The sequence below is a fragment of the Gordonia gummivorans genome (assembly GCF_022513585.1).
GTDB lineage: Bacteria > Actinomycetota > Actinomycetes > Mycobacteriales > Mycobacteriaceae > Gordonia.
In genome coordinates, this window is sequence record NZ_JAKWBF010000030.1 from 1 (window position 1) to 21,278 (window position 21,278).

Sequence of the window (21,278 nt, forward strand, 5' to 3'; positions counted from 1 at the left end):
GGGGGAAGAAGTTTCTTCCCCCACTTTTTGTGCCGGATCAATGCGGCCGCGACACCCGCCCTCGACGGCGGCCCTCTGCCCGCTTCCACGATCGCCTTGACGACGTCGGCGGGTGGGTCGCCGATCCGAAGACGCCCCACCGGTGAGCGAGAGGTTGCATTTGTCAGTATGTCCGGACATACTAGTGGCAACGAGAGGAGTGCAGCCATGCCGCTGGTCCACATCCATGTGACCGAGGGTCGTCGTACCGATGCCGAGTTGAGAAGATTCGCCGACGTCGTGCAGGACGTGATGCTCGAGCACTTCGCCGCGCCCGATCGGGACCGCTATCAGGTCATCACGGAACACAAGCCGGGCCGCATCATCCTCGAAGACACCGGGCTGGGTTTCGACCGCACCGACGATGCGGTGGTCATCCAGATCTTCCAGCAGGGCCGGACGATGGAGCACAAGCGCGCCGCATTCAAGGCGCTCGCCGAGCGTCTGGAAGCCGAAACCGGTTTGCGTCCAGCCGACTTGGTGATCTCGGTGTCGGCGAACACGCGCGAGGACTGGTCCTTCGGTGAGGGCGTCGCACAGTTTGTCGACGGCGCTCTTGCGTGACGCTTCTGGCGCCGGGTGGACAATGAGACCGTGACCGTCGCCGTTCGCTCCCGTCAGGCCATGGCCATCTGGCTTGTCGGCCTGGCGATCTACTTTGTCGCGGTGCTGCACCGGTCGTCGTTGGCGGTCGCGGGGTTGCTTGCCGCGGAACGATTCGACATCTCCGCATCACAGCTGTCGACGTTCGTGGTCCTGCAATTGCTCGTCTACGCACTCATGCAGATCCCGGTCGGCATCATGGTCGATCGTTTCGGTCCGCGCCGCGTATTGCTCACGGGTACCGCCATTCTGACCGTCGCCCAGCTGAGCTTCGCCTTCGCCGACAGCTACACCGGGGCCCTACTGTCGCGCACCTTCGTCGGTATCGGCGACGCCATGACCTTCATCTGCGTCCTGCGCCTGGTGACCGCGTGGTTCCCGACCCGGCGCATCCCGCTGATGACCCAGTTGACCGGCGTGCTGGGGCAACTGGGTGCCGTCGCGGCCGCGGTACCGATGACGTGGGCGTTCTCGACGCTGGGCTGGACGCGCGCCTACGTGGTCATCGCATCGATCGGCGCGGTGCTGTTCGTCGTGGCGCTGTTCATGGTGCGAGACACCCCCGACGCGCGATCGGCGTCGCGGCCGTCGATGGGTCTGACGGAAATCTGGGATGGGCTCAAGGCGTCGTGGGAGCACCCGGGAACGCGCCTCGGGTTCTGGATGCATTTCTCGACCCAGTTCAGCGCGACGGTGCTCGGACTTCTCTGGGGTTACCCGTTTCTCGTCCAAGGGCAGGGCCAGAGCTCCGCGTCGGCCGGCGTGCTGCTGACCGTGATGGTGCTGTCGATCATGGCCTTCGGGCCGATCTTCGCGTGGCTGATCACGCGTTGGCCGTGGCACCGCTCGACCCTCGTGCTTCTGGTGGTTGCCTCGATCGCGTCGATGTGGGCGCTCGTGCTGGCCTGGCCGGGGTCGGCGCCGTTCGGGGTGCTCGTGGTGTTGGTGGTGGTCTGCGGCATGGGTGGACCCGCGTCGATGATCGGGTTCGACCTCGGCCGGACGTCGAATCCCGTTGTCCGCGTTGGCACCGCGACGGGCATCATCAACCAGGCCGGTTTCCTCGCCAGCCTGCTCACGGTGGCCATGATCGGGCTTGTGCTGGACTGGCGTACGCCCGACGGTGGATCGGGCTACTCGGCGGACGCGTTCACCTGGGCGATGTCGACACAGTTCGTGCTGTGGGGGTTCGGTGCGTTGCAGATCTGGCGCTATCGCCGAAAGGGGCGCAATCGGCTGCTCCGCGAAGACCCGGTGTTGTGGTCGCAGCAGTCGGGGCGGCCGGTGCCGGACCGGTGACGGCTCCGCGACAACGATCTCGAGGTATCAGGTCCGCTTGTTCTGGGTGCGGCTCGTCAGTTCGCCGCGGTCGGATGAACACTCACGACTAGTCGCTGCCGTCGTTCCTCTTGTTCCGATTCTGGACCCGAGTGCGGTAGGCCAGGATGACGCCGCCGACGACGATGGCAAGGAGAATGCCCACAACGACAAGCCATTCCGTGAGGCTGCTGTCACGACCACCGGAGTGGTGCGGCACGTAGACGGAGGCGAGGGCGATCACGTCTGGCATTCTCACACAGCCGTCAACGGTCGTGGTCCGGCGAACACGGCGTTTGTGGTGCCTTTGTCTGGCAGTGTGGATTGCGAGAGTCGACGGTGTGCCAGGTGAGAGGAAGTGGTGACAATGCCGGTCAACGCGCCGATCGTGGTGGCGGTGGACGGGTCGGAACAGGCATCGAATGCGGTGCGGTGGGGATCACGTGCCGCGGTGCGGGAGAACCGCCCGTTGCACATCGTGAGCGTCGCCGCGCCGCCGGCCCCGGCGTTCACCCTTGCCGCGGTGTCCGCAGTCGAGGCCTCGGCGAGCGCCGGACGTTCCTTCGCTGAAGCGGCCGTCGAGCTGGCGAAAGGCCTGGCTGAGGACACGGCCGAAGGTGTCGCCGTGAGCGGCGAGGTCATCGAGGGCAGGCCGGGCCTTGCGCTCCGTGACATTTCCAGTCGCGCCCACATCCTGGTGGTCGGCCGCCGCGGTCTGGGCGGTGTCAGTGGCCTGCTTCTGGGTTCGGTCAGCACCCATGTGGCGTCCCATGCCGAGTGTCCGGTCGTGGTGGTGTCGGATCAACTGCCGTCGAGCGGGCCTGTGGTGGTGGGCGTCGACGGTTCGCCGACGTCGACCGACGCGATCGCGCAGGCATTCGCTCAGGCAGGGTTCCTCGGCACCTCGCTGGTCGCGGTGCACGCCTACGGCGGGTACTCGGGAGCTGCGTTCTTCGAGGCAAGCGAAGAGGTCAAGCGCGAGATGGACGACGAGGCCCGCGAAACCCTCGGTACGCAGCTGGCGGGGTATGGCCAGGACTTTCCCGACGTCGAGGTCGAGACCGTCGTCACCTCCGACGCCCCGTCGAACCGCATCACCGAACTGTCGAAGGACGCCCAGCTCGTGGTCGTCGGCAGCCGTGGTTACGGAGGCTTCCGCGGACTGATGCTGGGCTCGACCAGCCAAGCGGTGCTGCACGTCGCGCAGTGTCCGGTGATGGTCGTGCAGGCTACGTAGTCGGCTCAGCCCTCGGCCAGCACTCCCGATGCGATCCGGAATGCCGAGTTCGCGTCGGGCACACCGCAATAGATGGCGCTCTGCAGGATGACCTCCTTGATCTCGTCCGGAGTCAGTCCATTGCGAAGCGCTGCGCGCACGTGCATCGCGAACTCCTCATGGTGACCGCGGGCGATGAGCGCCGTGAGGGTGATCATCGACCGCGATTTGCGATCCAGCCCGGGACGCGTCCAGATCTCGCCCCACGCGTAGCGCGTGATGAGGTTCTGGAAGTCCTCGGTGAACTCCGTCGTACCGGCCACGGCGCGGTCGACGTGGTTGTCGCCGAGCACTTCCCGGCGAACCGACATGCCGGCGTCGTAAGTGGATTCGGTTGTGGTCACGACGACTCCTTCAGGTGGTGGCGGGCACGTTCGAGGATGGTGTCGATCTGATGGTCGACGGCGCCGAGATAGGTCGACGCGGGCGTGCGATCCGCGAGCTCGGCCATCGTGGACTGCTCGGCGAGAATACCCTGTGCTGCTTCGAGATTGGATCGAGATCGGTCGGTGCCGACGCGCAGCCCGACGAGGAGGTCTGTGGTCTGCCCGGCAGCGACGACGGTACGTCGGGCCAGGGTGCGTACCGTGGACCACTCGACATGCCAGCCGCCGTCGGAGCGCTCATCGACGCTACTCGCCGACGCGGTGTGCAGCGTCGCGCCCAGTGCGGGTGCTGCGAGGGCGCTGCGCCGGATCAGTACGGAGAGCATGGGGTTGGACTTGTGCGGCATGGTCGACGATCCACCGCCCGCCGCTTCCGTCAATTCGCTTATTTCGCCGCGACTCCCGACGAGAACGTCGTTGGCGATGTGACCCCAGGTGTCGGTGCATCCGACGAGGGCGTCGGCGACGCGGGTGATCGGCGCGCGCGTGGTGTGCCAGGGCAGTGCGCGCGCCAGACCGAGTCGGTCGGCGAGGGCGTCGGACATCGCGACCGCCGCGTCGGGGGATCCGGTCAGCTCGGTGGTGGCGGCCAATGTGCCTGCCGCACCGCCCATCTGCACGGCGAACGCCGGAACGGAATCCAGTGTCGACGCCGCGTCGAGCACCCCCGACAACCACACCGCGAACTTCTTCCCGGCGGTACTCGGGAGCGCGGGCTGGGTGAGGGTGTGGGCGAGCATCGGCGCATCGCGATACTTCTCGACGAGCCCGACCAGGACGCGAATCTGTTCGTCGACGTCCCGGGCAACCCGGGCGACGGCATCCTGCAGACACAGCATCACTGCGGTATCGACGACGTCCTGGCTGGTGAGTCCGCGGTGAATCCATTGTGCGGCAGCACCTTGCGTGCGTTCCCTCAGCAGTGCGACGAGGCCGGTCACCGGATTCCCTTCGCGTTCGGCTCCTGCCGCGAGTCGCTCGGGATCCTCGGCTGTGACGAAGCCCGTCATGTCGGTCGCAGCGTCATCGGGCGCGACACCGCCGTCGACCAGGCAGCCCAGCCACGCATCCTCCACGGCGACAAGAGCATCCACGAACGCCGCGTCGGACATGAGGCTGCCGGCACGATGGTCGCCGGGCCAGAAGAGGTCGGTCATATTCCCGGGTAGGCGAGGAAGACGGTCTCGTCGTCGCCCTGGAGTCGGATGTCGAAGAGGAGGCCCTGCTCGTCGCGCTCGGCGATGAGAGTGTGGCGCCGATCGGCTGGGACGGATTGCAGCAGCCGGTCGGTCTCCAACGCGGAACCTGGAACGTAGGCGCGGGTGAACAGTCGGTTCAGCAACCCGCGGCCGAAGACGGTGACCATGATGAACGCCGCGTGGCCGGACTGTACGGGGCCGGGTTCGACTGTGGTGAAGGAGAAGTCGCCCGCGTCGTCGGTGGGTCCGCGTCCCCAGCCGGTGAAGGTCCAGCCGTCTCGTTTGAGCGATCCCGGTTCGCGGGAGATGGTCCCTTCGGCGTCGGCCTGCCAGATCTCGAGCATCACGTCGGGGACGGGCGCTCCGTCGCCGTCGGTGACGGAGCCGTGGAAGCGAATGGCGCCGGGCGAGCGTGGCGGCACCAGCTCGTCACCGCCGTCGAAGGGTAGGGCGTAGCCGTAGAAGGGGCCGATCGTCTGGCCGGGGGTCGGGGTCAACAGGGTGCTCATCGTTTCCTCACTCGTCCTCGAAAACGGTCCGGTTGGTACCGGAAAGGGCGATGTCCCAGCGGTATCCGGTGCTCCACTCGTGGGTGGCGACGTCGTGGTCGTAGGTCGCGACGAGGCGGTCGCGTGCCTTCTGGTCGGTGATCGACTGATAGATCGGGTCGAGTGCGAACAGCGGATCGCCCGGAAAGTACATCTGGGTGATCATCCGCTGCGTGAATTCCGTTCCGAACAACGAGAAGTGGATGTGCGCGGGCCGCCAGGCGTTGTTGTGATTCTTCCATGGGTAAGGCCCGGGCTTGATGGTCGTGAACTTGTACCAGCCGTCGTCGTCGGTGAGGCAGCGGCCGACACCGGTGAAGTTGGGATCGATGGGGGCGTGGTGCTGGTCGCGCTTGTGGACATACCGGCCGGCAGCGTTGGCCTGCCACACCTCGACGAGCTGGTTGCGCACCGGGCGGCCGTTGCCGTCGAGCACACGTCCGGTCACGATGAGTCGCTCGCCGATCGGATCGCCGTTGTGCTGGATCGTCAGGTCCGCCTCGAGCGGGTGCACGTCGCGGGCGCCGAACGCCGGGGTCCACAGTTCGACGTCCTCGGGATCGGCGTGGTGCAGATCCTTGGTGGGATGGCGCAGCAGGCTGCTGCGGTAGGGCGGATAGTCGAGCCGGGGCTGGGTCTCCTCGATCCCACCGTGCTGGTAGGCGGTCTCGATCGCGGCGATCTCCGCGTTGATCTGATTCTGGGTGGCCGACGCGCTGTCGGGATCGGTGTTGATGATCGTGGTCATGAGGGTGTCACTCCTGAGTGGCTGTGCGAGTGAATGTCAGTGATGGACAAGCTCTTTGGTGTTATCCGACGAGGGGGTACGGCCGAGCTGTTCGGTGGGCACGTCCTTGGTCTCCCGGGCGGTCAGCGCGGCGCCGGCAGCGATCGCGCAGATCACGGCGGTGAAGATGCTGATGACGGTCCAGCCGCCTTCGCGAACACCGCCGAGGGCGGTCACGATCGTCGGCGCGAAACCGGCCATCAGGAAACCGAGCTGGGTGCCGATCGCCATACCGGAGAAGCGCACCTCGGTGGAGAACATCTCGCCGTAGAACGACGGCCACACGGCGTTCGCGGCGGCGTATCCGAAGGAGAAGGTCGCGATCGCCAGGGCGAAGGTTATGACGTGGTTGTCCTGGCTCATCGACAGCATGTAGAAGGGCATCAGGACGGCCGAGGCGACGGCGCCGTAGATGAAGACCGGCTTGCGTCCGATGCGGTCGGCGAGCTTGCCGAAAGCGGGCTGAGTGAACAGGGCGCCGATGTTGGCGACGACGATCAGCCACAGGGTGAGGTCGGCGTCGAGTCCGACCTTCTTGCCATAGGCGAGGGCCAGATTCGCGAAAACTGTTGAGACAGCGGCGATGAAGGCGCACAGGATGACGCGCAGGACGCTGCGCCACTGTTCACGCATCAGCGGGACGAGCGGCATCTTGGCGATGGTGCCGGCTTCCTTTGCCTCGGTGAACTGCGGGGTTTCGTGCAACTGGCGACGGATGAAGTAGGCGACCACGACGACCACGGCGGACAGCCAGAACGGGACACGCCAGCCCCAGGAGTACTTCGCGTCGTCGGGCAGGGCCATGAACGGGATGAGGATCAGCGAGGCGAGGATCAGGCCACCCTGGGTTCCGGTGAGGGTCCACGAGGTGAAGAACGCGCGCTGATGGTCGGGGGAGTGTTCCAGGGTCAGAGAACTGGCGCCGGCCTGCTCGCCTGCGGCGGAGAAGCCCTGCATCAGCCGACACAGGACCAGGAGTCCGGGTGCGAGCCATCCGATGGTGCCGAAGGTCGGCAGGCAGCCGATGATGAAGGTCGACAGACCCATCAGGACCAGGGTGAACATGAGGACGCGCTGCCGTCCGATGCGGTCACCGAAGTGGCCGAGCACTACCGCGCCGATCGGTCGGGCGATGTAGGCGAAGCCGAACGTCATGAACGACATGACCAGGGCGGCGTCGTTGTCCGACGGGAAGAAGACGTGCGGGAAGATGAGCGCCGCGGCGGAGCCGAAGAGGAAGAAGTCGTAGTACTCGACGGCGCTGCCCATGAAACTGGCCAGCGCGGCGCGCTTGGGAGTGCGCACAGGAATGTCTTCCGTGTGTGCGTGGTCGATGGTGGTCATGAGGTGAACTCCTTGGGGGTGATTCTGCTCTGGTTCAGGACGGGTTTGCGACGAGTTCGCGGAAGTGGCGGGACATGCGGGCGGCGTCCGGGGCTGTCCCGGTGATCAGGGCAAAGGCGTCGACGGCCTGGTGAACGGCCATATGGCCTCCGTCGAGAGTGCGGCAGCCGGCCCTACGGGCTGCCTGCAGAAGTGCGGTGTCGAGGGGTCGGTAGACGATGTCGGCGACCCACAGTCCGGGGTGCAGCAGCGCGGCGTCGAAGGCGATGCCGGGATGCTCGGCCATGCCGGTGGGGGTGGCGTGCACGACGCCGGTCGACTCGGGGAGGAGAACCGAGAGCTTGTCGAACGAGGATGCCTCGATGCGGGCGGTCGGGTAGCGCGTGCCCAGTTCGTGGGCCAGCTCGCTGGCGCGGTCGACGTTCATGTCAACGATGGTGAGGTGGGCGGCCCCGAGTCGGGCGAGGGCGTCGGCGACGGCGGTTCCGGCGCCGCCCGCGCCCACGAGGACAACGTCGGCGAGGTCGGCGCCGGGCAGCCCCTCGGTGAATCCGTGTGCGAATCCGGTTGTGTCGGTGTTGTATCCGATGGTGCCGTGGTCGGTGAAGCGGACCGTGTTGACCGCGCCGAGGGTGGCGGCGACCGGATCGATCTCGTCGAGGTGCTCCAGCACGAGCTGCTTGCAGGGATGCGTGACGTTCACGGCGTCGAACCCGAGCGTCCGTGCCCAGGCGAGGACCTCGCCGACCCGGGTGGGCTCGATCCCGAGGGTGTCGAGGTCGATGGTGCGGTAGACGTAGTCGAACCCCTGGGCCCGACCCTCGACCATGTGCATCGCCGGGGTCAGGGACGGCCCGACGCCGGTGCCGATGAGGCCGACGAGGAAGCTTGGGCGGTGGTTCATGGTGACTCTCCGTAATGTACGAACTAGTACGTTCGCAATTGAGTAGAGCATTGTGACCCGGGTCGCGTCAAGACTTTGGTGTGATCGGTATCGCGTTCACCGCCGGCTGGGGTCCGCCTCCCGCCGGCTGAGGTGTGAGGAGCGCAAGCGACGAGCCTCGAAGCCCCTGGTGAGACGACATTGTTGTCTCACCGGCGCCCTTCGAGGCTCGCAGGCTCGCACCTCAGGGAGCGGTGGGGATCGCCTCGGGAAGCGGTGGGTTCACCGAGGGAGCGTGGTCGTACTCGGGTCAGTTCTTGCTGGTCAGCCAGCCAACCACGACGTCGCCGATCATGCGGCGCAGGTGGGCGCGTTGCGAGACCTCGGTGAGGTCGACGTCGAAGAGGTAGCCGAAGGTGTACTGGTTGGCGACCTGGAATACGCAATACGAGCTGATCACGAGGTGAACGTCGAGGGCGGTGGCGTCGTCGCGGAAGACGCCGGTCTTGCGGCCGTCGATGAGGATCTCGTCGAGCAGTGATGTCGCCGGCGCGGAGAGTCCGGGGAGGTCGGCGAGTTTGCGGATGAATTCGCCGCGATGGATGTTCTCGATCGACACCAGTCGGATGAACGCGTCGTGCGCGATGTGGTGGTCGAAGGTGACCTCGGCCAGGCGTCGGATCGCTTCGACGGGGTCGCGGTGGTCGACGGTGAGCTTCTGTTCGGCCGACCGGATACCGCGGTAGGCGTTCTCGAGAACGGCCAGGTAGAGGCCCTCTTTGCCGCCGAAATAGTAGTAGATCATCCGCTTGGTGGTGCGGGTGCGTTCGGCGATCTCGTCGACGCGGGCGCCGGAGTAGCCGGATTCGGCGAACACCTCGGTGGCAACGGTCAGCAGCTCCGCACGCGTCCGTTCGGCGTCGCGCTGGAGTTCGGCTTTCGGCTTGGCTGCCACGATCGGCAGCTTACCCAGCCCGGTGCGAAAACCTGCGCAACCCTTCTTCGGTAATGAACCAATTGGTACATTCGTGTGATGAAGACCTCGATCGCCACCGTTTCGATCTCCGGATCACTGGTCGAGAAGCTGCACGCGTGCGCGTCGGCCGGCTTCGACGGTGTGGAGATCTTCGAACCCGACCTGATCTCCAGCGACCACTCGCCCGAGGAGATCCGCGCGCTCGCGGCGCGCCTCGGACTCACCCTGTACCTCTACCAGCCGCTTCGTGACCTCGAAGGAGTCGACGACGACGTCTTCGCCGACAACCTCCGACGCGCCGAGGCGACCTTCGTGACGGCGCAGCGCCTCGGCATCGACACCATCCTGGTGTGCAGCAACGTCGCGACCGCGACCATCGACTCCGACGACGTCTCCGCGTCCCAACTCCGACGCCTCGGCGATCTTGCCGCGGGATACGGCATCCGCATCGCATTCGAGGCGCTCGCGTGGGGCAGGTACATCGACGACTATCGCCGTAGTTGGCGGGTCGTCGAACTCGCCGATCACCGCAGCGTCGGACTCTGCCTCGACAGCTTCCATGTGCTGTCCCGCGGCCACGACCCCGCGGCGATCGCGACGATCCCCGGTGACAAGATCTTCTTCCTCCAGCTCGCCGACGCACCCGCGCTGTCGATGGATGTGCTCTCGTGGAGTCGCCATCATCGGCTGTTCCCGGGCGAGGGTGCGTTCGATCTCGCGCGCTTCGTCGGGCACGTGCTGACCGCCGGCTACGACGGTCCGCTCTCGCTGGAGGTCTTCAACGACACCTTCCGCCAGACCGATCCGGCGCGCACCGCGATCCACGCGCTGCGATCGCTGCTCTGGTTGCAGGACGAGCTGAATCTCCTCGACATCGCGGATACCAAGCCGCCCAGCGGGTTCGACTTCGTCGAGATCAAGGCCGAGGACACCAGCGAGGTGGAGGTGCTGCTCGGCCAACTCGGGTTCACCGCCCGCGGCCGACACCGTAGCAAGCCGGTCTCCCTGTGGACCGCCGGCGACGCGCGGGTGGTGCTCAACGAACAGCAGGCGCGCGACGAACAGCCGCATGTGGCGGCGATCGGACTTCAGGTGCCCGACGCCGAGGCGCTGTCGGAGCGTGCCGCCGGCCTGATGGCGCCGACTGCGTACCGGCGCACCTACGCCTCGGAGCAGAGTTTCGGCGCAACCCGGGCGCCCGACGGCACGGAGTTCTTCTGGGTCGACCAACCGCCGACAGGCGTGCCGTCCTGGGTCGACGAATTCCGCGACGGCCGCACCGAGCTGCCCGGAGAGGTCACCTCCATCGACCACGTGAACCTCACCCAGACCTGGCAGACTGCGCAGGACACCACGCTGTTCCTGAGTAGCGTCTTCGGGCTGACGGCCGACTCGCCCACCGAAGTGCCCGGGCCCACCGGATTGGTGCGCAGCCAGGTGTTGCGCACCCTCGACGGTGGGGTCCGGCTTCCGCTCAACGTCGCACCTCATGTGCTCGACGGCGCCGTGATGCCGCAGCACGTCGCGTTCGGGTGCCGCGACGTCGTCGGACTTGCTCGCGCTGCCCGGTCTGCCGGGTTGGAGTTCTTGCCGGTTCCCGACAACTACTACGACTACCTCCGTGGGCGATTCGGTCTCGAGGACGGCATCGTCGACGAACTGCAATCGCTGGATCTGCTCTACGATCGCGGACCGGGGCCGTGTGGTGGCCACTTCATCCACTTCTACACGCGCACAATCGGTTCCGTATTCTTCGAGTTCGTCCAGCGATTCGACCACTACGACGGCTACGGCGTCGACAACGCGCCGGTGCGTCTTGCGGCGCAGCAGGGCAGCCGGAACTGAGCCGATGTCCGTGGAAGGTGACCTGGGTCGGTAGTTCCCCTACTTTTTGTGCGGACCAGAACGGACGGCGACCCTCGTCCGAGTGCTCGTCGGCGTGTCGCGAACCCAGAAGCCGCGTGTCTGGTCAGAAACCCGATGCGCACCAGAGGTTTCCGACCGCAGATGCGGTTTCTGGCGACGAGTGCGGTGGAAAGCAATTTACCGCGCGTGACGTTGCACCGATCATGACCACAGCCGAGTTCGACCCCGCACTTGTCCGCATCGTCGCCGACCACCGCGAATCCATCTTGATCACGCTTCGACGCGACGGTCGGCCGCAGTCGTCGAACGTGATTCACGCCTGGGATGACGAGTCGGCGTCGGCGCTGGTGTCGGTGACCGCGACACGCGCAAAATCCCGCAACGTCGAACGCGATCCACGTGTCAGCCTGCACGTTCTCGGCGACGGATTCTTCGCCGGCTACGCGGTTGCCGAGGGACTCGGTGAACTCACGCCGGCTGCGGCCGACCCGCACGACGCCACGGTCGACGCCCTCGTAGACCTCTATCGATCGCTCAGCGGCGAGCATCCCGACTGGGACGACTACCGGCAGGCGATGGTCCGCGACCAGCGGCAATTGCTGCGGATCCGCGTCGAACGCATCTACGGAATGTCGCGCTGATCGAGCGTCAGGACCGGGACGGTTCCTGCGAGCGCGCGTCCCGGATCAGCCCGCGCAGTTCGTCGAGCTGTGCCTTTGCGCCCTGGTAGTAGGGCTTGGGCAGCGGCAGCGTGTCGGTGCGGGTCCACGGGTTGTGGTCTGGTGCGTAGCGCGCTGCCGGCCAGAACCCATCGTGCTCCGGCTCGGCATCCTCGGCGGTATGTACCTGGAGCAGACCGGTGAGAGCGCCGCACCGGTAGTCGATGCCGGTGATCTCGCCGAGCGGGAACTCGCCGACCTGAACGTCCGACGACGAGATGTTGCGGTCCTTCTTCAGTACGACGACACGGTCGTCGTACGCTGCCAACTGGCCGGACCGGCCACAGTTGAGCAGCAGCCACGGATGCTCGTCGCCCGGTGCGTGGGCTTCGATCGCGGTCCATTGGGCATCGGTGACCGGCTCGCCGAAGACGGCGACATGCTGCCGGTCGACGAGGCGCTGCGACTCGGCCTGTCGGGCGAGTTCTGCCGCGCGCCGTAGTCCGTCGATTCCGGCGGCTGCCGCGGGATCGATGCCGTTGTCGCGGAGGGTGTCGAGGAAATAGGCGAGGAACTTCGCCTCTGTCTTCTCGAACGTGCCGAACACCTCGGGACCGTGCGGCGTGTGGACCGTCAGGGTCGGCACCAGCCGATCGGAGGTGAGGTCGTACCCTTCGATCTCATCGGCGCACACTGACACGGCGATCACATCCTCGCCGGGTTCGGCGGCGGTGTTGAAGCCCAGGACACGCGCGTTGGTGATCGCGACACCCTCGGTCGTGGGCCGCAGGCGACGGGCCGAAGCCAGCGCGACGATGCGTTCGCCGTCGACGAGGTGGGGAGCCAGACGCTGTCGCCAGTGCGTGGCCCGTAGTGCGGGAATCTCGGTGCTCAATTTGGCCATGTTGTCCATTTTACGCGAGGCGACCGGACGACGCAGATCAGATGAATGCCCGATGATCCTCAAAGATGTTGAATTGCACCGTGTTTGGATGTCATCCGAAAGTCGGGACCTTGGTCCTCACCTGTGTGGCGAGGTGACGACGCAGTCGCGCGATCTGGCCTGGACTGTCGATTCCGACTGCACCGACAACTTCGGACCCGTCCCGGTACTCGAAGTACCCGTCGTCGACGGCGATCTCCTCGATCGAGTCCTCGGCCGTCGAACCGGTCCGTCCGACCATCTGGATGCGGTGGCCGTACCAGGTGGACCATGCGAACGGAACACCGGAGTAGATCTCCTGTGCCCCAGCGGCATTGGCCCCAGCGATGTAACCGGTGTCGACGGCGGTCGTCCAGTGTCCGGCGGGGTGGCCGGCCAGAGACGCGACGTCGCCCGCCGCGAAGACGCCCGATGCCGACGTGGACATGTCGCGGCCGCATCGCACGCCCCGCCCGGCCGGGTCCAGGTCGATCTCGGCGCCACCGAGCCAGTCGGTGGTGGGGGTGGACCCGACGGCGACGATGACGGCATCGGTCTCCAACCGTTCACCGGAGGTCAGCGAGACGGAACGAATGACGTTGTCCTGCATATCCATCTGCGTGATCTCGGTACCGAGAACCGTGCGGACACCGGCACTGCGGTGCAATTCGACGAGCGCAGCGGCCGCCAGTGGACCAGTGCACCGCGCGAGTGGGCGGTGCGAGGCATTCACGATCGTCACGTCCGTACCGCGGGACACCGCTGCCGAGGCGATCTCGGCGCCGATGAATCCCGCCCCGAACACCACCAACTGCCGAACGGAGTCCAGTGTGGTGCGCACCCGGATCGCGTCGTCGTAGGTGCGGAGGTGACGGGCATTGTCCAAGGTGCCGACGTCGAGTCCGGAGGTCGGATCGCGGAGTACTCGGGGAGTCGATCCGGTCGCGATGACGAGCGCGTCGTAGTCGACGTCTCCGTGGTCGGTTCGGAGGACTCTATCGCCGATGCCGATTCCGGTTGCCGCACAACCGGTCCGCAGATCGATGCCCAGGGCATCCCAGGTCTGCGTGCTGCGAAGTCGCTGCGGCTCGGGCAGGTCGTCGGAGTTCAGGACGGCCTTGGACAGCGGCGGACGGTCGTATGGTGCGTGGACCTCGTCGCCGATCATGACGATCTCGCCGGTCCATCCGTGTGCGCGTGCACCCTCCGCTGCGCGAACACCGGCCAGTGAAGCGCCGACGATGGCCAGTCGGCGCATCAGTCGACGATCCGCAGCGCCGACATCGGGCACGAGTCGACGGCGGCCCGGACGTAGTCGCGATCGCCGTCGGGGACCTCCGGCGTCACCAGGTCGACGAGACCGTCGTCGCCGATCTGGAAGTACTCGTGGGCCTGCGTTTCGCACATACCGATGCCCTCGCAGGCCGGTCGATCGACGTGGACGGTGCTCATGGTGCTCTCCTCCGAATTGGGCTGTGAACTGTGTGTGACTGTCATTCTGACTGGCCTGAGAGAGGGTTTCACTGGCCTTTCGCGCGAATCGGCCCGCTGGTTCTTGTGAAAAATCACAAGCTGTTGTGCAAGGCTTCCACCATGTCGGAACTGGGTGGATGGCTTGAAGAGTTCGAAGCGACGCAGCGTGACCCCGCAGCGGTCGAGGAGTGGGTCACCCGTACCGCCGACGTCATCTTCGCCGGCGTCGATCTTCCGGAAGACCTGCACGATGTGGTGCGTCAGGCCATTGCGGAGCACTGGTTGGCCTTCCTCGGCGGAATCACCGTCAGCGCGGCCGGAACCGATGATCTCGTGCCGGCCGCGCACACCCTGGCGGTGCGGGTCGCGCGAGGTCACCTCGGACTCCCGGTGTTGCTGAAGATCTACCAGGCCGCACAGGAGGCGGCGTGGGATTTCGCCGTCGAGGTGGTTCGCGGTGCCCCGGCGGAACTCGATCACGAAGCCCTACTGGTGTGGTTCTGGAGCAAGGCGACGAGGTGGTTCGGATCGTCGGTCGAGTTGTCGGTGGCGGTGTTCTCCGACGAGGTGGAGCGGATTCGACGTCGTGGCGACGCCCGCCGATATGAACTGGTCGCCGAAGTCCTGGCGGGCCGCAGCGTGGGACCCGCCGAACTCTCCGCGGAACTCGGGGGACACCCCGTCAACGGTGTCGCTCACGTGGCGGTCATCGCCCATGCGGTGGACGCCGACTCTATCGAGCGGCTCGAGCCGGCGGTGACCGCACTGGCAGCCGGACGGCGGGGCGCCCGCACGGTCGTCGTGCGTCCGGGCGGGCGGGAGCTGTGGGCCTGGTTCACGATCCGCGGTGACGCTCAACCACCGCTCGACGAGGGACTCATCGATCCGCGCGTCATGCGGGTCACCGTGGGGGGTCCGGCTCTGGGCTACGACGGATTCATCTGGGCGCACCGTGACGCCCGGACGGCCCAGCGCGTCGCACTTGCGCCGCACCGCGATGAGGGCGTCACCCGATACTCCGATGTTGCGGCGCTCACCATGTTGGCACTCGATCACCCTGCCGCCGAACGATTCTCGCGATCAGTCCTCGGCGAGCTCGCGGAATCCGGCAACGAACACCTGCATGAGACCATCAGGGAGGTGTTGACGTCGTCCAAGACCGCCGATCTCGTGGCGAAAGATCTTGGAGTGCACAAGAACACCGTGCGCTACCGGACTCAGCAAGCCGAACGCCTGCTCGGACGGCCACTGACCGAACGAGCAGGCGATCTTCTTCTCGCGCTGGACTACTTCGACGCCTTCCTCAGGTGAGCCTCCTCGTCCGAATGCGTCATCGGGACGAAGTCGACCTTCTCCCGCACTCCGCAGTCCGGGCAGCACCAGTCGTCCGGGATGTCACGCCACGCGGTCCCGGCCGCGAAGCCTTCGAGTTCGTTGCCGGAGGCGACGTCGTACACGTAGTTGCAGCCAGGGCAGCGGGCCGCGCGCACGCCGTCGTCGAAGGTGTTGCGGGTCGAGTCGATGACGTCGATCACGGTTTCGGTTGTCGGGGTGGGGAATTGTCGGAGAAGCCGGTCGAGCTTGCCCGGTGCGACATTGGCGAGCCGGATGTCGCCGTCGAAGTGCGCTGCGACGCGCTTGTCCATCACCCGTCGCCATAGCGGCGGGAACAGTGCGAGCACGATCATCCCCGCATAGCCGGTCGGCAGCGTGGGTGACTCCTTGTAGTCGCGCAACGTCTGATAGCGACGCGTCGGGTTGGCGTGGTGGTCACTGTGGCGCTGCAGGTGGTAGAGCAGGACGTTGGTGGCGATGTTGTTCGAGTTCCACGAGTGCATCGGCAGCACACGCTCGTAGCGTCCACTGTCGGTGCGCTGCCGGAGCATTCCGTAGTGCTCGAGGTAGTTGACGATCTCCAGCAGCGAGAAACCGACCACGGCCTGCAACAGGATGTAGGGAAGAATGCCGACGCCCAGCCAGGCGATCAGCGCACCCCAGAGCACCAGGGTCATCAACCACGCGTTGAGCACGTCGTTGCCGATGTGAAAAGGATGGGTTCCTTTGCGTCGGTATCGCTTTGCCTCGATCTCCCACGCGCTGCGCAGCGATCCGGTGACGGTACGGAGCCAGAAGCGGTACAGGTTTTCGCCGAGCCGCGACGACGCCGGATCCTCCGGGGTGGCCACCCGGACGTGGTGGCCACGATTGTGCTCGATGTAGAAGTGGCCGTAGAAGCTCTGGGCCAGAGCGATCTTCGACAACCAGCGCTCGTGGCTCTCCTTCTTGTGGCCGAGTTCGTGCGCGGTGTTGATACCGATACCGCCGATGAAGCCGAGAGTCATTGCCAGCCCGACCTTGTCGATGACGGGCCACCCCTGGGTGGCGATGAGGTACATCGACACGATGAAGCCGGCGTACTGGATCGGCAGGAACGCGAAGGTGATGTAGCGGTAGTACTTGTCGTTCTCGAGTTCCTCGATCACGTCATCGGGTGGGTTGGTGGGATCGAAGCCGGTGAGGAAGTCGATGGTCGGGACGATGACGAGCACCATGATCGGGCCGACCCAGAGGAACACGCTCCATCCGGTCAGTTCGTATCCCCCGATGGCCATGAACGCGAATGACGGCACGATCAGGCCGATGAGCCAGAGATAGCGCTTCCTGTCGCGCCATCGCGCGGTCGAAGTATCGGCTACGGTGCCGGTGGCCTCCAATGCCATGGTGGGTACCTCCTGAATCGGGCTGGAATCGAAGTGTGTTGTCAGAATGACCCCATCTGGAGCCCTCGACACCGTGGTCGTGCACCGAAGATCGATCGTGGATTGTGAATATTCACAATCGCCTCGAACTGGCGGGGCTGCGACGCATACGCTGGGCCGATGAGTGCGACCGTCGCGGAGTACACGACCATTTCCCATCCCGAACCCGACACGCGCGTCTGGCATGAGGTCCACGGAGAAGGGCCGCCGGTCGTCTTGCTGCACGGCGCGTTCTCCGGTGCGTCGTCGTGGGGAGCGCAGGTTCCCGCGCTGGTCGACGCGGGGTGGCAGGTGTTCTGTCCGGAGCGCCACGGCCACGGACACAGCCCCGACGTGACCGAAGAGTTCCACTATGCCGACATGGCCACCGAGACCATCGCCTATCTCGACGAGGTGGTCGGTGGTCCGGCGCAGATCGTTGGTTGGAGCGATGGGGCCGTGGTGGGAGCGCTCGTCGCCCTGGCGCGTCCCGACCTGGTGCGCGGCCTGGTGCTCGTCGGTCAGTACTACAACAGCGCGGGCCGTGCGCCTGGGGGAATCCTGGATGCCCTGCAATCCGGCGATCCCGATCTGCTGGCCTTCTTCAAGGCCGAGTACGCCGATGAATCCCCCGACGGCGCAGACCATTTCGAGGTCGTCTTCGACAAGACCATGGCGATGATCACCGCCGAGCCGGAGATCGACCTCGGCGAGTTCGCGGCGATCGCCTGCCCGACGCTGGTGATGCAGGGCGACAAGGACGAGGCCACCCTCGACCACGGCCGTGAGGTCGCTGCTGCGATCCCCGACGCGCGGCTGTGCGTGATCCCCGGATCGCATCTCATCCCGATCGAGGCTGCGCTGCAGGTCAACGCGGCCATCCTGGACTTTCTCGGCGACCCGGCTGCTACTCACGGTTGACGGCGTAGCGTAGCGGAGGGGAAGTCAACGACGAACGGACCAGGAGACCGCGTGCCCGAAACCACAAGAACCATCGTCCTCACCGGTGCGAGCGACGGAATCGGGGCGGTGGCGGCACGCAAGCTCGCCGGACCCGAAACCGACCTGATCCTCGTGGGACGGTCGGCGGACAAGCTGGCGCCCATCGCATCGGAAACCGGTGCGCGATCGTTCACCGCGGACTTCTCGGAACTCGCGCAGGTGCGTGAGTTGGCCGACAGTATCGCGTCGGCAGTCGACTCGATCGACGTGCTGATGAACAACGCCGGTGGCACGTTCGATCCGAAGAACCGCACCGCCGACGGGCACGAACCCAACTTCCAGATCGACCATCTGGCACCGTTTCTGCTGACGAACCTGCTCCGCGAGCGGCTGGCCGCTGCGGGATCGTCGTTGGTGCTGAACACCTCGAGTGTCGGCAATCTCGCCGGCAGCATCGACCTCGACGACCTCGACTTCGAGAAGCGACGTGCCTTCGGGTTGCGTGCCTACGGCACGGCGAAGCTGATGAACATACTGTTCACGCGCGGCATCGCCAACCGGTGGTCCGACGACAAGATCTATTCGGCTGCAGTACATCCCGGCCCCGCAGCAACCAGCTTCGGCCGCGACTCGAAGTTCATCGGCCTCGCCTATCGTTCACCGCTGACGCGATTCGTGACGATCACTCCCGACCAGGGCGCGGCACCGCTGATCGAACTCGCACAGCGTGGCGCCGACCCGACGATCAACGGGGTGTACTTCAGTCGGCACAAGGCCAACGGGCTGCAGAATCCGCAGGCCCGCAACGAATCCCTGATCGATGGTCTGTGGCAGCGCTCTGCCGAGTTGGTGGGAGTCGCCTGAGGAGACCGTCACTGCCCGTCGCGTGGCGGAGTCGCGGTCGACGACAGAGCGGCCAGCGCCAGAGCGGCCACCAGCACGGCTCCCATGGCGGCGAACACGACGGCCGAACGGGTGGCCGCAATGAGTGCACCGCCCGCGAGCCCCGCCTGCTGCGCCGTCCCGAGCGCGGCGGCGCGGGCGACGGGTCGTTCGGTTGCCGTCGCCAGCGTTGCGTGATTGGCGAGCGGGAAGACTACGCCGATGCCGAGACCAACCGGAATCGTGATGGCCAGCAACGTAATAGGCGTCAGTGTGACGACCGCGAACAGGACACAGCCCGCGGCAAGGAGTACGGTCCCCACCGCCAGTAGACGGCCGACTGCCCGAGCCGGGCTCACGGCGCCGACCACGGCCGCACCCAGTGCTGCCGCGCCGTTGAGCGGAAGGAAGCCGAGACCCGCGCTGGTCGGCGTCCAACCGAAATCCTGCTGCAGTACGAAACTCGCCGTGATCACCGTGGCCGCCAACACCGCATTGCCGCCGACGGTCGCGGAGAACGTCCAGGCGGTCAGCGGATCGACGTGGTCTCGATGAGGTTCCACATGTTGTTCGGGCTCGCTCCGAACCGTGCGTCGCGCGGCCATCACCCACCCGCCCGCGCAGACGAGTGCGGCGGCGGCGATGGCCCAATAGCACCAGCGCCACGAGTGGGTCGCCAACGGGGCGACCACGAGAAGCGCTGTGACAGAACCCGAGCCGGAGATCAGCGAGAAGACCGCGAACGCGCGAACTCTGCGCCGATACCCGCGTGTCACGAGGTGGAGCGACGCGAGTACGCCGGTGGTGACGACGGCACCCGCCACCCCCTGGGCTGCGCGGGAGGCGACGAGTTCGGTGAGGGTTTGTGCGCGAGCGGCCGATCCCGCTGTGACTGCGAACGCGAGTGTCGCGGGTGCCACGACGATACGAGGGTCCGCCCACCGCAGCAACACACCGGCCAGTGGGAGCGTGCAGACGAACGCCGCGGCGAAGGGTGTCACGAGGACGTGCCGGGCTTCGCCGCCGAGCCCGAGCTCGTCGGCCACGGCGGGGCCGAGCAGCGACACGACGGTCTCGTCGACGATGATGACGAACTGGGTGAATGCCAGTACGAGCACCGCGACTCTCGGCGTTCGGTGTCCCGTCGATCCGCCGGACGTCGTCATGTCACCTCCTGGCATGCGGCCACAATGCCTTTCGCCGCGGACGATTCGTGTGCTTACTATGGCAGAGCCCGGCGGGGGACATGGGGCGCGTGCCGAACCGGAAGGCCGTCGTGAACTCTCGACATCGCTCAGGAAATCGTTTGATCACCGCACTCTGTGCGGCGCTGGTGGTCGTCGCCGGGTCGGTACTCGCCGACAGTGGCGCACAAGCCGGCGCAGACACCCTGCACGGCATCCGATATGCCCACGCCACCGCGGGTGTCCCTTACCGTGAGACACCGATCGGAGGCCGCATCGTTCTCGCGTCCGTGTGGTCGGCGTCGATGCAGACGCAGGTGCCCGTGCTGATCGGGCGTCCGGCCCGGCCCGGCCCGTCGACTCCGGTGATGTACCTGCTCAGCGGGTCGACGGGTGGCGAGGACAACGACGACTGGACGCATGCGACCGACGCCAACGCGTTCTACGCCGGTAAGAATGTCTGGACGCTCACCCCGGTGGGCGGTGCGGCGAGCTACTACGCGAACTGGCGGCATGTCGACCCGGCCGCGAACTTCCGCTTCGGTGTGCGCACGTCGCGTCCGCTGCGCTGGGAAACCTTTCTGACCGGCGAACTCCCGGCTGCCTTCGCGCGGGCACATGGCAACTCGGGACCCCGTGGCATCGCCGGGATCTCGATGTCGGGTCAGTCCGTCATCCGGCTCGCCGAGAATCACCCCGGCTTCTACCGCGCGGTGGGCGCCTACTCGGGGTGCGCGGAGACCGCGTCGCCGCAGGGGCAGCTGATCCTGCGCACCGTCGCCTTCGTGCCCGGTGGTGCCGACGCGAGCAATCTGTACGGCCCGCCGGGAGATCCCCAGTGGGTGGCACAGGACCCGGTGATCAACGCGTACAAGCTCGCCCGCCGCACTCCTGCGCTGTGGATCAGCGCCGCCACCGGGTTGCCCGGCGCGCACGACAACCTCGGTGACCGCACCATCGCCGGCAATGCCGGTCGACTCGCCGAACAGGTGACCATCGGCGGGCTCGACGAGGCGGCGGCGCGCTACTGCACCGTCAACTTGGCTCGACGACTGTCGGCCCTGCACATACCCGCCACCGTGCGACTGCCCGCCACCGGAACCCACTCGTGGGGCTACTGGCAGGATCAGATGCACCGGTCGTGGCCGATGTTTGCTCGGGCTTTTGGGCGCTGACCAGGTTTTTCAGCGGGGATTCAACTGGCGGCCGATACCGTCTGACATCGTGTGGGGCGATCAGAACGTACCGTGGGCC

General features: G+C 66.3%; 22 protein-coding genes. 9 read left to right on the forward strand and 13 right to left on the reverse strand.

Going from position 1 to position 21,278, the window contains the following annotated elements; genetic code table 11:
* The first annotated feature begins 207 nt into the window (after nucleotides 1-207).
* Nucleotides 208-603: a tautomerase family protein gene (locus tag MKW15_RS19055; protein WP_240860886.1), complete on the forward strand. Its 396-nt coding sequence runs from the start codon at nucleotides 208-210 to the stop codon at nucleotides 601-603.
* 30 nt (nucleotides 604-633) lie between these two features.
* Nucleotides 634-1,941 carry an MFS transporter gene (locus MKW15_RS19060; RefSeq protein ID WP_240860887.1) on the forward strand — a complete coding sequence of 436 codons (1,308 nt, stop codon included), beginning with the start codon at nucleotides 634-636 and terminating at the stop codon, nucleotides 1,939-1,941.
* An 88-nt stretch (nucleotides 1,942-2,029) separates the two neighbouring features.
* On the opposite strand, the gene MKW15_RS19065 is transcribed toward MKW15_RS19060, so the two are convergent.
* The gene (locus tag MKW15_RS19065) at nucleotides 2,030-2,203 is read right to left on the reverse strand and encodes a hypothetical protein (protein ID WP_240860888.1); all 174 of its coding nucleotides are present in this window, start codon (nucleotides 2,201-2,203) and stop codon (nucleotides 2,030-2,032) included.
* A 123-nt stretch (nucleotides 2,204-2,326) separates the two neighbouring features.
* Here MKW15_RS19065 and MKW15_RS19070 point away from each other — a divergent pair, with 123 nt between their 5' ends.
* Nucleotides 2,327-3,196 (forward strand): universal stress protein, encoded by an 870-nt coding sequence (locus MKW15_RS19070; RefSeq protein ID WP_240860889.1) that lies wholly within the window; start codon nucleotides 2,327-2,329, stop codon nucleotides 3,194-3,196.
* 5 nt (nucleotides 3,197-3,201) lie between these two features.
* On the opposite strand, the gene pcaC is transcribed toward MKW15_RS19070, so the two are convergent.
* The 7 genes from pcaC to MKW15_RS19105 form a co-directional block, all read right to left on the reverse strand.
* The gene (pcaC, locus tag MKW15_RS19075; protein ID WP_308221073.1) at nucleotides 3,202-3,579 is read right to left on the reverse strand and encodes a 4-carboxymuconolactone decarboxylase; all 378 of its coding nucleotides are present in this window, start codon (nucleotides 3,577-3,579) and stop codon (nucleotides 3,202-3,204) included.
* Entirely contained in the window at nucleotides 3,576-4,778 is a 1,203-nt protein-coding gene (gene pcaB, locus MKW15_RS19080; RefSeq protein ID WP_240860890.1) for a 3-carboxy-cis,cis-muconate cycloisomerase, read from the reverse strand. The genes pcaC and pcaB overlap by 4 nt, the downstream gene beginning before the upstream one ends.
* Complete coding sequence (gene pcaG, locus MKW15_RS19085) at nucleotides 4,775-5,329, reverse strand: protocatechuate 3,4-dioxygenase subunit alpha (RefSeq protein WP_240860891.1); 555 nt, start codon at nucleotides 5,327-5,329, stop codon at nucleotides 4,775-4,777. The genes pcaB and pcaG overlap by 4 nt, the downstream gene beginning before the upstream one ends.
* A 7-nt stretch (nucleotides 5,330-5,336) precedes the next feature.
* Entirely contained in the window at nucleotides 5,337-6,116 is a 780-nt protein-coding gene (gene pcaH, locus MKW15_RS19090; RefSeq protein ID WP_240860892.1) for a protocatechuate 3,4-dioxygenase subunit beta, read from the reverse strand.
* A gap of 36 nt (nucleotides 6,117-6,152) precedes the next feature.
* Nucleotides 6,153-7,499 carry an MFS transporter gene (locus MKW15_RS19095; protein WP_240860893.1) on the reverse strand — a complete coding sequence of 449 codons (1,347 nt, stop codon included), beginning with the start codon at nucleotides 7,497-7,499 and terminating at the stop codon, nucleotides 6,153-6,155.
* A gap of 34 nt (nucleotides 7,500-7,533) precedes the next feature.
* Nucleotides 7,534-8,403 carry a shikimate dehydrogenase gene (locus tag MKW15_RS19100; protein ID WP_240860895.1) on the reverse strand — a complete coding sequence of 290 codons (870 nt, stop codon included), beginning with the start codon at nucleotides 8,401-8,403 and terminating at the stop codon, nucleotides 7,534-7,536.
* 289 nt (nucleotides 8,404-8,692) lie between these two features.
* On the reverse strand, nucleotides 8,693-9,337 hold the full coding sequence (locus MKW15_RS19105) for a TetR/AcrR family transcriptional regulator (RefSeq protein ID WP_240860898.1): 645 nt from the start codon (nucleotides 9,335-9,337) through the stop codon (nucleotides 8,693-8,695).
* 78 nt (nucleotides 9,338-9,415) lie between these two features.
* Between MKW15_RS19105 and MKW15_RS19110 the strand changes: the two genes are divergently transcribed.
* Together MKW15_RS19110 and MKW15_RS19115 are read left to right on the forward strand one after the other, a co-directional pair.
* Nucleotides 9,416-11,203, forward strand: coding sequence for a sugar phosphate isomerase/epimerase and 4-hydroxyphenylpyruvate domain-containing protein (locus MKW15_RS19110; protein ID WP_240860900.1), 1,788 nt, complete (start codon nucleotides 9,416-9,418; stop codon nucleotides 11,201-11,203).
* 224 nt (nucleotides 11,204-11,427) lie between these two features.
* Nucleotides 11,428-11,865 (forward strand): PPOX class F420-dependent oxidoreductase, encoded by a 438-nt coding sequence (locus MKW15_RS19115; protein ID WP_240860902.1) that lies wholly within the window; start codon nucleotides 11,428-11,430, stop codon nucleotides 11,863-11,865.
* A 7-nt stretch (nucleotides 11,866-11,872) separates the two neighbouring features.
* Here MKW15_RS19115 and MKW15_RS19120 read toward each other — a convergent pair whose 3' ends face one another.
* From MKW15_RS19120 to MKW15_RS19130, 3 genes are all read right to left on the reverse strand, one after another.
* A complete protein-coding gene (locus MKW15_RS19120) occupies nucleotides 11,873-12,787 on the reverse strand; it encodes a hypothetical protein (RefSeq protein WP_240860904.1) in 915 nt (304 codons plus the stop codon).
* A 91-nt stretch (nucleotides 12,788-12,878) separates the two neighbouring features.
* The gene (locus MKW15_RS19125; RefSeq protein WP_240860906.1) at nucleotides 12,879-14,063 is read right to left on the reverse strand and encodes an NAD(P)/FAD-dependent oxidoreductase; all 1,185 of its coding nucleotides are present in this window, start codon (nucleotides 14,061-14,063) and stop codon (nucleotides 12,879-12,881) included.
* Nucleotides 14,063-14,257 carry a ferredoxin gene (locus MKW15_RS19130; protein WP_240860909.1) on the reverse strand — a complete coding sequence of 65 codons (195 nt, stop codon included), beginning with the start codon at nucleotides 14,255-14,257 and terminating at the stop codon, nucleotides 14,063-14,065. The genes MKW15_RS19125 and MKW15_RS19130 overlap by 1 nt, the downstream gene beginning before the upstream one ends.
* 141 nt (nucleotides 14,258-14,398) lie before the next feature.
* Between MKW15_RS19130 and MKW15_RS19135 the strand changes: the two genes are divergently transcribed.
* Complete coding sequence (locus MKW15_RS19135; protein WP_240860911.1) at nucleotides 14,399-15,589, forward strand: PucR family transcriptional regulator; 1,191 nt, start codon at nucleotides 14,399-14,401, stop codon at nucleotides 15,587-15,589.
* Here the strand turns inward: MKW15_RS19135 and MKW15_RS24485 are convergent.
* Nucleotides 15,565-16,998, reverse strand: coding sequence for a fatty acid desaturase (locus MKW15_RS24485; RefSeq protein WP_276615182.1), 1,434 nt, complete (start codon nucleotides 16,996-16,998; stop codon nucleotides 15,565-15,567). The genes MKW15_RS19135 and MKW15_RS24485 overlap by 25 nt on opposite strands.
* A gap of 159 nt (nucleotides 16,999-17,157) precedes the next feature.
* Between MKW15_RS24485 and MKW15_RS19150 the strand changes: the two genes are divergently transcribed.
* A complete protein-coding gene (locus MKW15_RS19150; protein WP_240860913.1) occupies nucleotides 17,158-17,937 on the forward strand; it encodes an alpha/beta fold hydrolase in 780 nt (259 codons plus the stop codon).
* Nucleotides 17,938-17,988: 51 nt separating this feature from the next.
* Entirely contained in the window at nucleotides 17,989-18,822 is an 834-nt protein-coding gene (locus tag MKW15_RS19155) for an SDR family NAD(P)-dependent oxidoreductase (RefSeq protein WP_240860915.1), read from the forward strand.
* Between the two features lie 8 nt (nucleotides 18,823-18,830).
* On the opposite strand, the gene MKW15_RS19160 is transcribed toward MKW15_RS19155, so the two are convergent.
* A complete protein-coding gene (locus tag MKW15_RS19160; protein WP_240860917.1) occupies nucleotides 18,831-20,006 on the reverse strand; it encodes an MFS transporter in 1,176 nt (391 codons plus the stop codon).
* A 140-nt stretch (nucleotides 20,007-20,146) separates the two neighbouring features.
* Between MKW15_RS19160 and MKW15_RS19165 the strand changes: the two genes are divergently transcribed.
* Nucleotides 20,147-21,199, forward strand: a complete 1,053-nt coding sequence (locus tag MKW15_RS19165; RefSeq protein WP_240860919.1) for an alpha/beta hydrolase — start codon at nucleotides 20,147-20,149, stop codon at nucleotides 21,197-21,199.
* Nucleotides 21,200-21,278 lie beyond the last annotated feature (79 nt).

Coding starts and splice junctions, on each gene's coding strand:
- MKW15_RS19055 (WP_240860886.1), top strand. CDS start 208: ATGCCGCTGGTCCACATCCATGTGACCGAGGGTCGTCGTACCGATGCC.
- MKW15_RS19070 (WP_240860889.1), top strand. CDS start 2,327: ATGCCGGTCAACGCGCCGATCGTGGTGGCGGTGGACGGGTCGGAACAG.
- pcaB (WP_240860890.1), bottom strand. CDS start 4,778: ATGACCGACCTCTTCTGGCCCGGCGACCATCGTGCCGGCAGCCTCATG.
- pcaG (WP_240860891.1), bottom strand. CDS start 5,329: ATGAGCACCCTGTTGACCCCGACCCCCGGCCAGACGATCGGCCCCTTC.
- pcaH (WP_240860892.1), bottom strand. CDS start 6,116: ATGACCACGATCATCAACACCGATCCCGACAGCGCGTCGGCCACCCAG.
- MKW15_RS19095 (WP_240860893.1), bottom strand. CDS start 7,499: ATGACCACCATCGACCACGCACACACGGAAGACATTCCTGTGCGCACT.
- MKW15_RS19100 (WP_240860895.1), bottom strand. CDS start 8,403: ATGAACCACCGCCCAAGCTTCCTCGTCGGCCTCATCGGCACCGGCGTC.
- MKW15_RS19110 (WP_240860900.1), top strand. CDS start 9,416: ATGAAGACCTCGATCGCCACCGTTTCGATCTCCGGATCACTGGTCGAG.
- MKW15_RS19115 (WP_240860902.1), top strand. CDS start 11,428: ATGACCACAGCCGAGTTCGACCCCGCACTTGTCCGCATCGTCGCCGAC.
- MKW15_RS19120 (WP_240860904.1), bottom strand. CDS start 12,787: ATGGCCAAATTGAGCACCGAGATTCCCGCACTACGGGCCACGCACTGG.
- MKW15_RS19125 (WP_240860906.1), bottom strand. CDS start 14,063: ATGCGCCGACTGGCCATCGTCGGCGCTTCACTGGCCGGTGTTCGCGCA.
- MKW15_RS19130 (WP_240860909.1), bottom strand. CDS start 14,257: ATGAGCACCGTCCACGTCGATCGACCGGCCTGCGAGGGCATCGGTATG.
- MKW15_RS19135 (WP_240860911.1), top strand. CDS start 14,399: ATGTCGGAACTGGGTGGATGGCTTGAAGAGTTCGAAGCGACGCAGCGT.
- MKW15_RS24485 (WP_276615182.1), bottom strand. CDS start 16,998: ATGGCATTGGAGGCCACCGGCACCGTAGCCGATACTTCGACCGCGCGA.
- MKW15_RS19150 (WP_240860913.1), top strand. CDS start 17,158: ATGAGTGCGACCGTCGCGGAGTACACGACCATTTCCCATCCCGAACCC.
- MKW15_RS19160 (WP_240860917.1), bottom strand. CDS start 20,006: ATGACGACGTCCGGCGGATCGACGGGACACCGAACGCCGAGAGTCGCG.